Annotated in this window: 13 protein-coding genes; 9 read left to right on the forward strand and 4 right to left on the reverse strand. The window is 56.7% G+C overall.

Translation table 11 applies throughout. The annotated features are described in order from the left end of the window. Positions 1-6 precede the first annotated feature (6 nt). A complete protein-coding gene (gene sppA / locus LUQ43_RS02240; protein ID WP_299963365.1) occupies positions 7-810 on the forward strand; it encodes a signal peptide peptidase SppA in 804 nt (267 codons plus the stop codon). Here sppA and truD read toward each other — a convergent pair. Continuing rightward, positions 797-2,074, reverse strand: a complete 1,278-nt coding sequence (gene truD, locus LUQ43_RS02245) for a tRNA pseudouridine(13) synthase TruD (RefSeq protein ID WP_299963366.1) — start codon at positions 2,072-2,074, stop codon at positions 797-799. The genes sppA and truD overlap by 14 nt on opposite strands. Beyond that, a complete protein-coding gene (gene pth2 / locus LUQ43_RS02250) occupies positions 2,071-2,433 on the reverse strand; it encodes a peptidyl-tRNA hydrolase Pth2 (RefSeq protein WP_299963368.1) in 363 nt (120 codons plus the stop codon). The genes truD and pth2 overlap by 4 nt, the downstream gene beginning before the upstream one ends. 114 nt (positions 2,434-2,547) lie before the next feature. Between pth2 and LUQ43_RS02255 the strand changes: the two genes are divergently transcribed. The 4 genes from LUQ43_RS02255 (at position 2,548) to LUQ43_RS02270 (ending at position 7,809) form a co-directional block, all read left to right on the forward strand. Then, positions 2,548-3,183 carry a class I SAM-dependent methyltransferase gene (locus LUQ43_RS02255; RefSeq protein WP_299963370.1) on the forward strand — a complete coding sequence of 212 codons (636 nt, stop codon included), beginning with the start codon at positions 2,548-2,550 and terminating at the stop codon, positions 3,181-3,183. A 63-nt stretch (positions 3,184-3,246) separates the two neighbouring features. Next, complete coding sequence (locus tag LUQ43_RS02260; RefSeq protein WP_299963372.1) at positions 3,247-4,254, forward strand: ATP-binding cassette domain-containing protein; 1,008 nt, start codon at positions 3,247-3,249, stop codon at positions 4,252-4,254. Between the two features lies 1 nt (position 4,255). Continuing rightward, complete coding sequence (locus tag LUQ43_RS02265) at positions 4,256-5,092, forward strand: ABC transporter permease (protein ID WP_299963375.1); 837 nt, start codon at positions 4,256-4,258, stop codon at positions 5,090-5,092. 131 nt (positions 5,093-5,223) lie between these two features. After that, a complete protein-coding gene (locus tag LUQ43_RS02270) occupies positions 5,224-7,809 on the forward strand; it encodes a calcium-translocating P-type ATPase, PMCA-type (RefSeq protein ID WP_299963377.1) in 2,586 nt (861 codons plus the stop codon). A gap of 372 nt (positions 7,810-8,181) precedes the next feature. Here the strand turns inward: LUQ43_RS02270 and LUQ43_RS02275 are convergent, their stop codons facing one another. Both LUQ43_RS02275 and LUQ43_RS02280 read right to left on the reverse strand, forming a co-directional pair. Continuing rightward, on the reverse strand, positions 8,182-8,562 hold the full coding sequence (locus LUQ43_RS02275; protein ID WP_299963379.1) for a response regulator: 381 nt from the start codon (positions 8,560-8,562) through the stop codon (positions 8,182-8,184). A 113-nt stretch (positions 8,563-8,675) separates the two neighbouring features. Further along, positions 8,676-10,736, reverse strand: a complete 2,061-nt coding sequence (locus LUQ43_RS02280) for a PAS domain S-box protein (protein ID WP_299963381.1) — start codon at positions 10,734-10,736, stop codon at positions 8,676-8,678. Between the two features lie 341 nt (positions 10,737-11,077). On the opposite strand from LUQ43_RS02280, the gene LUQ43_RS02285 reads away from it, so the two are divergent. The 4 genes from LUQ43_RS02285 to LUQ43_RS02300 are packed head-to-tail and all read left to right on the forward strand — an operon-like array spanning position 11,078 to position 13,879. After that, the gene (locus LUQ43_RS02285; protein WP_299963383.1) at positions 11,078-11,251 is read left to right on the forward strand and encodes a hypothetical protein; all 174 of its coding nucleotides are present in this window, start codon (positions 11,078-11,080) and stop codon (positions 11,249-11,251) included. Continuing rightward, positions 11,248-11,844, forward strand: a complete 597-nt coding sequence (locus tag LUQ43_RS02290; RefSeq protein WP_299963385.1) for an acetate uptake transporter — start codon at positions 11,248-11,250, stop codon at positions 11,842-11,844. The genes LUQ43_RS02285 and LUQ43_RS02290 overlap by 4 nt, the downstream gene beginning before the upstream one ends. A 5-nt stretch (positions 11,845-11,849) precedes the next feature. Then, complete coding sequence (locus tag LUQ43_RS02295) at positions 11,850-13,328, forward strand: methyl-accepting chemotaxis protein (protein WP_299963387.1); 1,479 nt, start codon at positions 11,850-11,852, stop codon at positions 13,326-13,328. Between the two features lie 17 nt (positions 13,329-13,345). Beyond that, on the forward strand, positions 13,346-13,879 hold the full coding sequence (locus LUQ43_RS02300) for a chemotaxis protein CheW (RefSeq protein ID WP_299963389.1): 534 nt from the start codon (positions 13,346-13,348) through the stop codon (positions 13,877-13,879). The last annotated feature ends 3 nt before the right edge of the window (positions 13,880-13,882 follow it).

Genomic DNA, 13,882 nt, shown 5'->3' on the forward strand with positions numbered 1-13,882 from the left:
GGTACCATGGATATATTCGAAGAACAAGCCACTGTTTCCCATAAAAAATCCCATTCAAACCTCAAACTTGCCCTGGGAATTGTTGCCGTGCTGATCATCCTTGCCGGCCTTCTCATTGTTGTTTATGACCTGAAGAACATGGATACCCGCGGGGTTACGGTTATCCGGATGGAGGGTGAAATGGCCACCGGGAATATCGACGACGGTACAACGGTTGGCAGCGAGGCGGTCGGGAACCAGCTCCGTGACGCTGCGGATGACCCTCTTGTCGAGGCAATCGTGCTCCGGGTGAACAGTCCCGGCGGTACTCCTGCGGCAGCGCAGGAGATTATCGGGGATCTCGAGTATGCCAAGAGCAAAAAGCCGGTTGTGGTGTCGATGGGAGATATGGCAACCTCCGCGGCATACTACGTGAGCGCTCATGCAGACCGGATCTACGCGAATCCCGATACGATCACCGGCAGTGTCGGGGTCATCTGGAAATTCTCGGATATCAGCAGCTGGATGCGGAACGAGGGTTACAATGTCAGCGTGGTGAAGTCCGGCAGCAAGAAGGACATGGGCTCGACCTCCCGTCCCATGACCGGTGACGAGGAAACGTATGCCCAGAATCTCGTGGATGAGAGTTTTGAGGCATTCATCACCGATGTGACCACCGAGCGTGCGATCGCCCGCTCCGATGTCGAGGATGGCAGGGTCATCCGCGGCGCCGATGCGCTCAAACTGAATATCGTTGACGAGCTCGGGAATCTCAACGACGCCATTGAAGGCGCAAAAAAGCTGGCAGCGTCCCGGTCTAGATCATCCTGACCGGGTCGGCTTTCATATATTCCCTGCATACGGTTGTCGCGTAGTGGCCGGGGGGCAGGGTGAACTTCAGGCGCACGGCATTCCCTTCAGGCGCTGATTCGATGTCCGCCCTGAGGGAGATCGGGCGGTAGGCGCCCTCGAATTTTGTCTCAACGAACCGTGCTGCCCGGCCGAAGTCTTCCCGGGTTATGCCGTGCTCTGCAAGCAGGGCGTCTATGACCGGTCCCGCTGTCCCGCCTTTCCCGGCGGCCATCTCTTTTCCGGGCATGAAGAGGGCGATACTGCACCGTCCCCGCTTGATGTGCATTGCCGCAGCACCGGCGTTCACGGCAGTCACCGTGTCGGTCCGCCCGTTTGCAAAGACCAGGTGATCGCCCGGCACCGGTTCCGTGAGCTGGTGCCCGTCGTCAAACCGCTGGCTCAGGGCGCAGTTGAAGAGATAGGACTGGAACGCGGATACGAACATGGAGAGCAGCTTGGGGGGCAGCTCACGGAGGGCACCCGCGTAGTCGCCCGGGTTGTTGTAGATGTGCTGGAGCATTGCCCGTTCGTAGTTCATCTGGACAGGGAATTCCTTCAGGGCCGGGCCGGGATCGCGGCTGTCGAGGAATGCCTGGCGGGTTGTCCTGGTTGTTTCATTTTCAGACGGGAAGGGGAGGCCGATGTAGGTCATGACTGCCTGCTCGTAGTCCCCCTTAAGGATCCACTCGCCCACGGTGTGAGTAACCGGCCGGATCGCACCGAACCGCTGGAGGCCGAAATAATTGGGCACGCCTTCGCGGACGGTCCCGGTGATCGTATCGACCCGCGCTGCAAGGTCAGGCACTTCGCAGTCCCGGATCACGAGATCGAACCGGTTCCCCAGCAGGTCGCCAAGGGAGAGCGCCTCGTTTGAGCTCCGGAGCGGCTCCAGCACGATGTCCTTCATCTGGACGGCGTTCACCTGCTCGGGCGTGATGTTGTACAGGGAGATCCATTGGGTTGTGATCGCATTCCGATCCTTGGTGCCGGCCCACCCGATCCGGCGGTGGCTGATACCGAGCCGTTTTGCGATCTCTTTTACCGCGTGCTGGAGTTCCCAGTTCGTCTTTGTCAGCCGGCAGATGAGGAAAGGACCGGTTGTCCCGCCCTTGTTCTCGATCGGGATCTCCTCGACAATGAAATCGGTGGGGGCCGCCCGGAGCCTGCCGCCGATCCCGTCGGCATCGCTGGCGTAATACCGCATGCCGAGGTCGCGTTCGAGAGGATAGGTGCTCTGTCTCATAGGAGGGTGAGCGATCCGGTAATCTTGTCGAGATCCTCGCTCTTTGCCGGGCCAAGGCCGAGGGCCGTGATCGTGCCCGGCGGGATCTCGGTCATGCCCGCATCCTGGATGAGGGAATGTGAGATGCCGGCCCGCTCGGCAAGGACCTTGAGTTCAAACAGAGTCCGTTCGTCGTTTGCCTTCAGCACGACCTTCTTCTGCCCTTCGGTCATCCAGGCCTTCTGCAGGGACTTGTCGGCACCATTGTAGGCGCCGATGGCGGCGTGGCCGGCCTGGGCACAGCGCTTGCCGCAGCTCATCTTGACATCGTTACGGATGATGATGCATTGTTTGTATCTGAACTCGGGCTCGGGAACCATTGGCGTATACTTGGTTGCCGCACGTCAAATAAGTATAGCTGGAAAAACCTGGCCGATCCACCCCGGAATCCACCTCCTTTTTCAGCCTGCCCGGCAAACAGACCGGTGACTGCAATGACCGGTGAAAAACGGGATTTTAACGCGGCTGCGGCAACCTGGGATGAGGACCCGGGCCGGGTAAAGATGGCGCACGATGTGGCACGGGCGATCCGCGAGACCGTGAAGCTGAGTCCTGACATGGATGTGCTGGACTTCGGCTGCGGGACCGGACTTTTAACCCTCGCCCTCCAGCCGCAGGTCCGCACCATCACGGGTGCCGACAGCTCGCAGGGCATGCTCGATATCCTTGACGCGAAGATCAAAAAGCAGGGACTGGCCACCGTCAGGACCCGGCTCATCGACCTGGACCATGGCGACCGGCTTGACGGGCAGTATGACCTGGTGGTCAGCAGCATGACCTTCCACCACCTTAAGGATGTGCAGCTGCTGCTCGACCAGGTTGCCCGCGTTCTCAAACCCGGAGGCCGGCTCGCTGTCGCTGACCTTGACTGCGATGAGGGGAGGTTCCATGATTCGAACGAGGGTGTGTTCCATTTCGGGTTCGACCGCTGTATCATGATGAACCATTTCAGGGCAGCAGGATTCGGGTCGGTCCGGAACCGGACCGCTGCAATCAGGGTAAAACAATTTCCTTCCGGTGAAACACGGGCATTCACGGTCTTTCTCATGACCGGGCAGAAACAGCCCTGATCTCCGGGCTGCCTGATGGAACGATCGTCGGATTCATGTACATGGACCCAGAATACTTCTTGTATGGTACAACCGGGTCCCGCTGGCGACGATCCCATCATTCTCGTGGAGAATCTCGAACATACCTATGGGAATTTCAAAGCGGTTGACGGGATCAGTTTTGCAGTGAAGAGAGGGGAGATCTTCTCGTTTCTCGGCCCGAATGGCGCCGGCAAGAGCACGGCTATCAATATCCTGATCACGCTTCTCACCATTCAGAAAGGGCGGGCTGTCGTGGCCGGATATGATGTAGCCACCGAGCCGCAGCGGGTCCGGGAATCGATCGGGATCGTCTTCCAGGACATTACGCTCGACCGGGACATGACCGTGTGGGAACAGCTGGAGTTCCACGGCAGGTTGTACGACATGCCGGTGAAGGATCGGCGGGACCGGATCGAGGAGCTGCTGAAACTCGTCCAGCTCGAAGCAAAACGCAACGAGCTCACGAAACGACTGAGCGGGGGCATGAAACGACGGCTCGAGATAGCCCGCGGGCTGATGACCCGGCCAACCGTTCTCTTCCTTGACGAGCCGACCATTGGTCTCGACCCGCAGACCCGGATGCGGATGTGGGAGTACATCAAGGGGGTGAACCGCGAGGGCACCACCATCTTCCTCACCACCCACTACATGGATGAGGCCGACCAGCTCTCGGACCGGATCAGTATCATCGACCACGGGAAGATCATCATCTCGGGAACCTCCGGTGAACTGAAAAACACTCTCGGCCGGGATCTGATCCACCTGGAAACAGACAACAACGAAAAGGCGATCACCCTGCTCGAACATCTTCCGTCCGTCCGGGAGATCACGGTCCGGGACACCCTGATCGTGCTGATGGTGAACGAGGACGGGACCCGGGTGCTGCCCGGTATCATCGACACCCTGCGGGATGCGGGGATCGAGATCAGTTCCATCAACCTGAAGAAACCCAGCATGGACGATGTCTTTGTCTTTTACACGGGCAAGGATATCCGCGATGAAGGACAGGGGCCTGCCCGCCCGCATTTCCTGCGGGCCGGAGGGAAGTAACATGCAGTACGGTTTTGTGACCATCTACTGGAGGGACATGATCCGGTTTGTCCGGTTCAAGACCCTGCTCATCTCATCGCTCCTCCAGCCGGCGCTCTGGCTCGCGTTCTTCGGCATTGCCATGGCGAGCAACTTCGACGCGATGATGGCGGGCATGCCGGTTCCTGCTGGTATACACTCTGTCGGGTACCTCACGTTCATGGCCGCCGGTATCATCGCGATGACAACGCTTTTTACCAGCCTGTTTGGCGGGATCGTGATCCTGTTCGACAAGAACTGGGGGCTGATGCGGGAGATCCTTGCAAGCCCGGTAGGCCGGAATCACATCATTGTCGGTATTGCGCTCTCCGGGGTAACAAAGTCCTTCATCCAGGCCCTCATCATCATGGGCTTTGGCGTTTTGATCGGTGCTGCGTTCTTTGCCGGGTATGCGCCGCTCCAGATCGTGATTGGGATCCTCGGCATCCTCGCGTTCGTTGCCCTGTTCGCGCTGGGTTTTCTGTTCCTCTCCGCAGCGATCGCGATCTCGATGGAGAGCCCCGAAGGGCTCCAGGGTGTGATGACGCTCCTGACCATGCCGATCTTCTTTGCGAGCAATGCCTTGTACCCGATCGACAGCTTCCCGGAGATCCTCCGGGTGATCTCCCTGTACAATCCCATGACGATGCTCATCAACGGCATCCGGTACTTCGCGATCGGCCCTGACTTCTATGCCCTCGGACACCACTACGCCTTCACGCAGATGGATATCGCGCTCTCGTTCCTCGGGCTTGTCGTCTTCTCGGTTATCATGTTCGTTCTCGCCTGGTGGCGGTTCCGGAAGGCAGTGGTGACGTAGATTCATCTCTCTGTGCCGGACCCGGTTGATCAACAGATCCCCCGGAATTCCGTTCCAGGGTCATTTAAAAAACCTATACCCTTTTACACGGCCCGCCCCAATAATATCCCCAGCACAGAAGAGCATGGCCCATGAAGGAAGAACCACAGATCCCGCTTGAAAAATTACAGGAGATTGCCGGCACGTCAGGTCTGGCATCCGACCGTGTCGAAGCAATGCGTACGCAGTATGGCGCCAATGTCATGACGCCCCCGGTACGCGATCCTCTCTGGAGACAGTACCTCGAGAAATTCGACGACCCCATCATCAAGATCCTGCTCTTTGCGGTTGCCGTATCCACGGTCGTTGCTGTCGTGAAAGGCAGCGGTCTTCTGGATACGGTGGGAATCATTGCGGCTATCCTCCTCTCCACCGGGATTGCATTCTTCAACGAGTACCGGAGCAGCAAGGAGTTCGATGTCCTGAATGCGCACCGGGATGATACCGCGATCAAGGTTGTCCGGGACGGCCACCCCACCAACGTGGCTTCGCGGGACATTGTTGTCGGCGATCTCATCCTCCTTGAAGCAGGAGATGCCGTTCCCGCCGACGGGTGGATCCTCTCTTCGGACGAGCTTGTTGCTGACGAATCCGCCTTTACCGGCGAGAGCGAGCCGGTCAGGAAGAAGGAAGAGGAGCGTCTCTTAAAGGGGACGTATGTCACTGCCGGCAAAGGCAGGATGCTCTCCAGTGCCGTGGGCGATTCGGCACAGATGGGCCAGATTGCCGCAGCGCTGGGTATTGATCATGCGACCCAGACTCCTCTTGAGAAGAAACTCGAAGAACTGGCCGGCGTGATCAGCAAATTCGGGTACGCAATGGCCATCCTGATCTGCAGCACGCTCCTCATCCGCGGTCTCGTGACCGGGGAAGTGACCGGCCTCAACATCGATACGGTCAACAATGTCCTGCATTACTTCATGCTCGCGGTCGTGATCGTGGTTGCAGCAGTGCCCGAGGGCCTGCCGATGAGCGTTGCCCTCTCGCTCTCCCTTGCCATGCGGAAGATGACCCGGGCGAACTGCCTTGTCCGCCGGCTCATCGCCTGCGAGACGATCGGGTCTGCCACTACTATCTGCACGGATAAGACCGGAACGCTGACAAAGAACCAGATGCTCGTGGCGTCTTCGTCTGCCGGCAATCCGGTCATAGCGGATTCGATCCCGGAAACACCCATAGAATGGATCACCCTCAACGCAGCGGTGAACGGTACTGCCTACCTTGACACGCATGATGGCAGGACCGTTGTCATCGGGAACTCCACGGAAGGTGCCCTCCTCCGGTGGCTTGCCGAATACAACCTGGACTATGCGCAGATCCGGGCCGAGCAGCACGAGACCAAACAGTTCCTCTTTGACGGGAACCGGAAACGGATGTCTACCATTGTCCGGATTGAGGGCAGGTCATTCATTCTCGTGAAAGGTGCGCCGGAAATTCTCGCTGCGCTTTGTACCGAGAAGCCTGATCTCGAAGGCGTCTCGGTACTGGCCCGGCGTGCGATGCGGACGCTCGCGTTCGCCCACCGGGAGATCACCGGCAGCGACGAGAGCGAGACGAACCTTGTCTGGGATGGTTTTGTCGGTATCCGCGACCAGCTCCGGGACAATATCGGCGACGCGGTTGCCACCTGCCAGCAGGCCGGTATCCGCGTGCGGATGGTGACCGGCGATAACCCGGAGACTGCCCGTGCCATTGCGCAGGAATCGGGGATCCACAAGGGCGGGACCGTTGTTCCCGGCCCGGTCTTCCGGGCAATGAGCCCCGATGAGCAGGTGACCGCTGCACAGAACCTCGATATCATGGCCCGCGCCGAGCCGATGGACAAGCTGCTCCTCGTCCAGGCGCTCCAGAAGTCCGGGGATGTTGTCGCGGTGACCGGCGACGGCACCAACGATGCCCCCGCACTCAAGCATGCCAACGTCGGATTTGCCATGGGCATTGCGGGAACCGAGGTGGCCCGCGAGGCAAGCGATATTATCCTGCTCGACGATTCCTTTGCCTCCATCACGCAGGCAGTCTGGTGGGGCAGGTCGCTGTACGAGAACATCCAGCGCTTCCTCCTCTTCCAGCTGACCATCAACTTCTGCGCATGTCTCCTGGTCTTCCTCGCGCCGCTCCTTGGCTACCAGGAGCCGTTTTCCATCATCCAGATCCTCTGGATAAACATCATCATGGACACGCTTGCGGCGTTCGCCCTCTGCTCTGAAGCCCCTCATGCAGGGCTGCTCAAGCGCCAGCCGATCCCGCAGAACGCGACCATCATCACGCCGTTCATGTGGCTCTCGATCATCGTGACCGGTGCCGTACTGATCATCGGCGGGCTCCTCCAGCTGGCAACCGGGTTCCTCGGCGGCTCAACACCGGAAGAGATCCGCACAGTCTTCTTCTCCGCGTTCATCATCGCCGCGGTCTGGAACGGTATCAACTGCCGGGCCCTTGACGGGAAGATGCCGGCATTCTTCAAAGGAAACCCGATGTTCTTTGTCATCATGGGTCTCGTGGTCGTCCTCCAGATTGTGCTGGTGCAGTACGGCTGTGCGATCTTCAATACGGTCCCGCTCTCGGCACTCCAGTGGGTGACGATCATCCTTGCGACAGCATTCATCCTTGTTGTCGGGTTCGTGCTCAGGGTTGCATACCACGGATACATGGCAGGAAAGAGTTCTGCGCCAGCGTGAGCTTCGGGCCTGCATTTTTTTTACTCTGGCGAAAACCCGTTGTATGGTATATGATCACCCCCTTTTGTCCCACAGTCTGCCGACGGGACGGAGCACATCGTGATGCACTGGTATCAGTAAAGTACAGATTTTTCACTCGTGTATAGAGGTAAGGCAGTACCCTCGCAACCGGGAGAAACCCCTGGAACGTTACACAATTAATTGCATGATGCCGACTGAGGGCAGGAAAATCGGGGTCTGAAGGATAAAATATCGGTACAGCGCACTACGTCTCTTCTGGAAAATATTCAGCAATCTGCGAGAAAAACAAAAGAGTACAGGTCTGACGATCCGATAGATACACCGGGGGAATCCCGGTCGCCGGAGGACTCTTCAGATGGTCTTCTTTCCCACGGTATTGATCAGGCGATGGATCTCGGCAAATTCCTTCTCCGGATCGCCGCCCCGGTGCAGGTAATGGTCAGCCCCGCAATCGAGAGCGGTACGGATATCGGTACTCATGTTATACCCGGAGTACAGGATAATTAACGATGTGCACCCGTCCTTGCGCAGTTTCCTGACAAGATCGATGCCGGTCATGCCGGGCATGCGCCAGTCGGTTATGATAACATCGTACCGGCGCCCCTGCGTCTTCTCGATCGCTTTTGCGGCAGTACCGGAGATATCCACTGCAATGGCCGGATCGTCCTCGAGATCGAGACGGATAATATCCAGTATATCAGGATCATCGTCAACGAGAAGGATGTGTGGCATTTTTGTTCCCGGCAGATATTCGTATCTTCTGTTACAGGACGGAGGTATTTATAAATTGTTCTTTTATTCCGGATTGTGCCGGGAAGGATCGGTTCTTGTGTAATAACGCCCCTTCACGGGGTCATCGCGGTAAACCGGTAGTAGGTTTCCGGTACCCGGATCTCGAACCGGGCGCCGGCTCCCGGAATCCCGTTCTCCGTGAGGTCGATGCCTGTCAGGGAGAGGATCTCGCGTGCAATGAGCAGCCCGTGATCCCCGGATCCGTTATTCTGCACGTCGAAGATCTGTTCCTTCTCTTCCGGTGAAAAACCCGGCCCGTTGTTCTCAATGACGATGAACAGCGTGTTGTCCTTCACGTGATGGCTGATCCGGATCTCCGGGCTATCCGCCCTGTGCTCCTGCGATCTCCCGATGAGCCGGTCAAAGACAAGGGCCAGCTGGCCGTCGGCAAATATATCCGCATCCGGAAGATCGGTGCTGATCCGGACTGCCTGCTCATACCGGTGCACTACCCCGGCAACGAGGGCCGGGATATTCTGCCATACCGGGGGATGGCTTCCCAGGTCCTTGAACTCGCGGGTCAGGTTGATCTCGGTCCTGATGGCCTTTGCGGCCAGTTCCTGGTGATTGAGATAGTCAAGAAGGCGGGGATCGGTGATCGATCTCTTTGTCCTGCTGAGATAGGCAAGCAGGATCGTGATCTTGTTCTGGATGTCGTGACGGGCAATGCTGGTGTAGATATTGATCTTTTTATTGGCTTCCTTGAGTGCCCGGTCCAGGCGTATCCGTTCTGTCAGGTCGCGCGAGGAACCGTACACAAATTCCTTGCCCCGGTACTCAAGGTAGGTCAGGTGGACCTCGGCAGGGAACCGGGTTCCGTCCTTTTTTACCAGCGGGGTCTCATAGGATACCTGCCCGCCCTGTTTGAGTTTCTGCCAGACCTGATCCCAGTCGGTAATGGTGTAGCCGGGAACAATATCGCCAAGCGTGCAGTCCAGCAGTTCAGTTTTTCCGTACTGGAGTGCATCTGCCGCAACATCATTGGCATACCGGATCCGTGCATTCTGGGTGATCCAGAAGACCATGTCGGTAGACCTGTCCATGGCAAACTGGGCAAGGAGGAGCTGCTCTTCCATCTGTTCCCGCTGGGCAATCTCCTGGTACAGCTGCCGGTTGATCCCGCGCAACTCGTCCGTGCGGTGGACAATGGAATCCTCAAGGGTCTCCTGTGCGTTCTTCAGTTTCCGGGTGGCAAGAACCTGTTCGGTGATATCGATGCCAAACGAGTTGATGGTGTCAAGTTCTCCCCGCGAGTTGAATACGGCCCGGTCCTGCCATCGCAGGTGATGAAGTTCCCCGTTTGCCATGACAACCCCGTACTCGATGGTGCCGACCGGGTACTGCACGTTCAGGCCCGCGATGTGGGTCCGGATCCTGTCCGTATCCTCCGGTGAGATGAGGGGCTTGAAGGGACGGCCGACAAGTTCTTCCCGGCTCTTTCCCGCGGCGCGACAGTAAGGCTCGTTCACGTACTGTGTGATTCCCTCCGCGGTCCTCCGGATAACATACTCAAATCCGTCATCAAGAAGGCCCGTGACGTCAAAGGATGCAGCTTCTCTCCGGTTTGAATCTGCGAGGGGATTGTCCATTTCGATGATAACAGAGACCCCGGGTCTGCCGGTCTCAAATACGCCCGGGATCATAAGAAGCGTAACCGGCAGGATCTTCTCTCCCTGCCGCACCTGTGCCCGGATCCGCTGCTCGGTACCTTTCAGCACCGCTTTGATTGCAGCGCCCGGAGAGGTCGCGTCAAGGAACCGGACCGGCAGGTTCTCGATGGGGAGTCCCGTGAGCTGATCTCTGGCCATACCAACAAGAGTGCCGAACTCCTGGTTGTGGTCTGTTACCTTCCCGTCCTGGTTGGTAACAAAGAACGGGCGGGTACAGAATTTCCTCAGGGATGCGACCGGAAGCCGTTCGGAGAGGAAAAAAACCTTGGAGGTTCCTTTCCTGCGCCCGTCAACAGAACCCTGGATCTGGAGAATGTCCATGTACTTGGCAACCGTGTTCCGGTTCATATTGAGCATACCTGTGATCTCGGTTATGCTCAGACCCTCCCGGTTGGCTGAAAGCAGTTCCTTGATCCGGAGAATTTCAGCCTGGTACTTTTCCATATTCTTACCGTATCACAGTGTATGTTTCGCGGGAGTATAAACGCATCGATTTTGCCAAGCATATCTGCATGGCAAATAAGTTCTATTATAAACAAAATCACTCACAAATATGTTTGCTGCAATGAAACGCATGGCAGATAAAAATTGTGCTGCAAACTTCTGGTGACGAAAATGACCGATGACATGACACAAATTGCCCCCACAGGAGGGATCTCCCCCGCCTATGGTCTTCACGACGGATTACAGGAACATATGCAGACATTATCCCGGTTATCGACCGCCCTGGATGAGTACTTTGCCCTGCGGACGATGGGCAGTCCGAAATAATGGAGTGAAAAACCATGATATCAACCGACATGAAGATGAGGAGTCCCGCGGGATTCTGGCGTGACGTGCCAATCGTGATCGGGTCTTCGTCATCGGATGCAAATCGCGCCCAGCTCCTGTATGGCTGGTTGCGCTCTACGGGAATGGATGAGATGAATGAGATCAAGGGAATGGTGATTGTAGAATGACAGAAGCAGTTGATGAAGTATTCTTAAACGAGATTAAAATTACTGACCGAACGGCGAACGCGGGCGCACTGGGCCTGATGGCATTCGGGATGACAACGATCATCCTGAACCTGCACAATGCAGGGCTCTTCGGGATGGGTTCCGTCATCTTTGCCATGGGTATATTCTATGGCGGTCTTGCACAGGTAATTGTGGGAATCCTGGAATGGAAGAAGAGCAACACGTTCGGTATGGCCGCGTTCGTATCATACGGATTCTTCTGGATCATACTGGTGATGATACTCCTGATGCCAACGCTTGGATGGACCCCTGCGTTCGACAAGATGTCGTTCGTTGCATTCCTGACCCTCTGGGGCATCTTCTCGCTCGTGATGTTCGTCATCACCCTGCGGCTCTCGAAAGCCCTCCAGGTAGTATTCGGATCGGTTGTGATCCTGTTCTTCATGCTCGCCATAGGAAATTTCCTGGGCAGCCAGCTGATCCTGACGTTCGCTGGAATAGAGGGAATCATCTGCGGAGCAACAGCCCTGTACACGGGTCTTGGTGAAGTCATGAATGAAGTATACAAAGAGAAAATTGTCAAACTCGGGTGATTACGATGGTAGATGTAAACGAATTCAATGAGATGTTTGAAAGGAACCCGCTCGCCCAGGTACTTATCGATGCCGACCTGAAGATCCAGTTGGTGAATGAGGCCTTTACAAAACTGGTCGGGTTCAGCAAGGACCGACTGCTCGCGATCCGGATAAGTGATCTCCGGTCACAGAACATGATCAAGTACCTGAAGGATTCAGGACAGACCATCCAGGATGCAATTACCACAAAACGGGTATCTCATGGCGAGAGCACCATTGATACCCCCTCCGGGATGCACGTCATTGTCAGGGCAAACATCCCCCTCATGGATGAAAAGGGGAATGTGAAGTACGTCTATGTTACGTACAACGAAATCACAAAGATTGTAAAGTCCCAGCAGTTTATGGAAAAACAGGTTGATGCGCTTTCACAGGGTTATGCCAAGATGGCCGCAGGCGACCTGACGATCCGTCTCCAGCTCCAGGAACCTGATGAAGATACAAAAGATGTGAATACCCAGATCATCAAGCTCCGGGATGCTGTCCGTGGCATCGTCATCAGCCTTGAGAAGAACATCGGTGATGTCAACAAACAGATGCTGAACCTGACTTCGACTGCAGATAATGCTTCGAAGAGCGTTGAGGATGCATCCAAGAGCGTCAACCAGATTGCCAAGAATGCCGGTGTTGTCTCCGAGAATGCACAGAAATCCTCGGAAGGCATCGAGCAGATGTCAAAGGCCATGCAGGACATGAGCGCAGCAGTCGAGGAAATTACCTCCAGCATGGAGAGCGTCTCGTCCCAGGCAAACACGGCTAAAGATTCGGCAAGGACCGGCGCAGTCCTTGCGGAGAACGTCAACAAGGACATGATGGACATCACCACTCAATCCGGCGTGACCTACGAGGTCATCAAGGAGATCGAGAAGCAGATGACCGATATCGGCAAGATCATCGTCCTGATCCGTGACCTCGCCAGCCAGACCAACCTGCTCGCCCTTAATGCGGCGATCGAGGCAGCCCGTGCGGGAGAGCACGGCCGGGGCTTTGCCGTAGTGGCATCGGAAGTCAAGTCGCTGGCCCAGGAGTCCCGGTCAAGCGCAGAGAAGATCGAGGAGATGATCACACAGCTCAACATTGCCACCAAGAAGGCAGCGGATGGGATGGAAGGAGCCCAGGTCCTGGTCAAGAAAGGTGTCGAGGAGTCTAAGCAGGCCCTTGAAGCATTCAAGACCATCCAGAAAGCGGCCGAGGCCGTTGCGAACAGCGCTTCGGAAGTCGCTGCGGCAACCGAGGAACAGGCAGCAACCACGGAAGAGATCACCGCAAGCGTGCACGAAGTGGCAAGCCTGATCGAGCGGACCGCCAAGGAGTCCGGGGACACGGCCGCGGCAACAGAAGAGTCCGCTGCAGCCATCGATGAGATCACGCGGATGATCCAGACCGTCAACGATGTCGCCGTCGAGGCAATGGAAGCCAACAAGAAATTCAAGGTGGAATGAGCGGGAGGAAATTGCCCATGACAGCAAAGGTAAGCGAACCTGTTGCAACGGCAAAAACTTCCGTTACTACCGAGAAAATGGCTGACACGATCCAGGTTGTGGAGTTCGTACTCGGGAGCGAGCACTTCGCAGTCGACCTGTTCGACGTGAAGGAGGTGGTGGAGTACACCACCATCACCAAGCTTCCCAATGTCCCCACCTACGTGAGGGGCATCATCGACCTGCGGGGCGAGATCACCATGATCGTCGACCTGAAGGGGCGCCTGAACATCACTGAAGCGAGCATGACCTCTGTCGACGCATCGCGGATCATTGTCCTCGATGACAAGATTGCAAAGTCGAAGATCGGTATTCTCGTCGACGACGTAACCTCCGTATCGACATTCGAGAACAACCAGGTGGATTATACCTCCGCTTCCGTGAGCAAGGAAGAGACCTCCATCATCGGGATCATCAAGCGGAAGATCAAGGTCAAGGACAAGGAGATCAACGAACTGATCATCTGGGTTGATATCAAGCAGCTGCTCAGCAACATTGACTCCACCCTCTGACGG

Source organism: Methanoregula sp., assembly GCF_028679125.1.
Classification (GTDB): domain Archaea; phylum Halobacteriota; class Methanomicrobia; order Methanomicrobiales; family Methanospirillaceae; genus Methanoregula.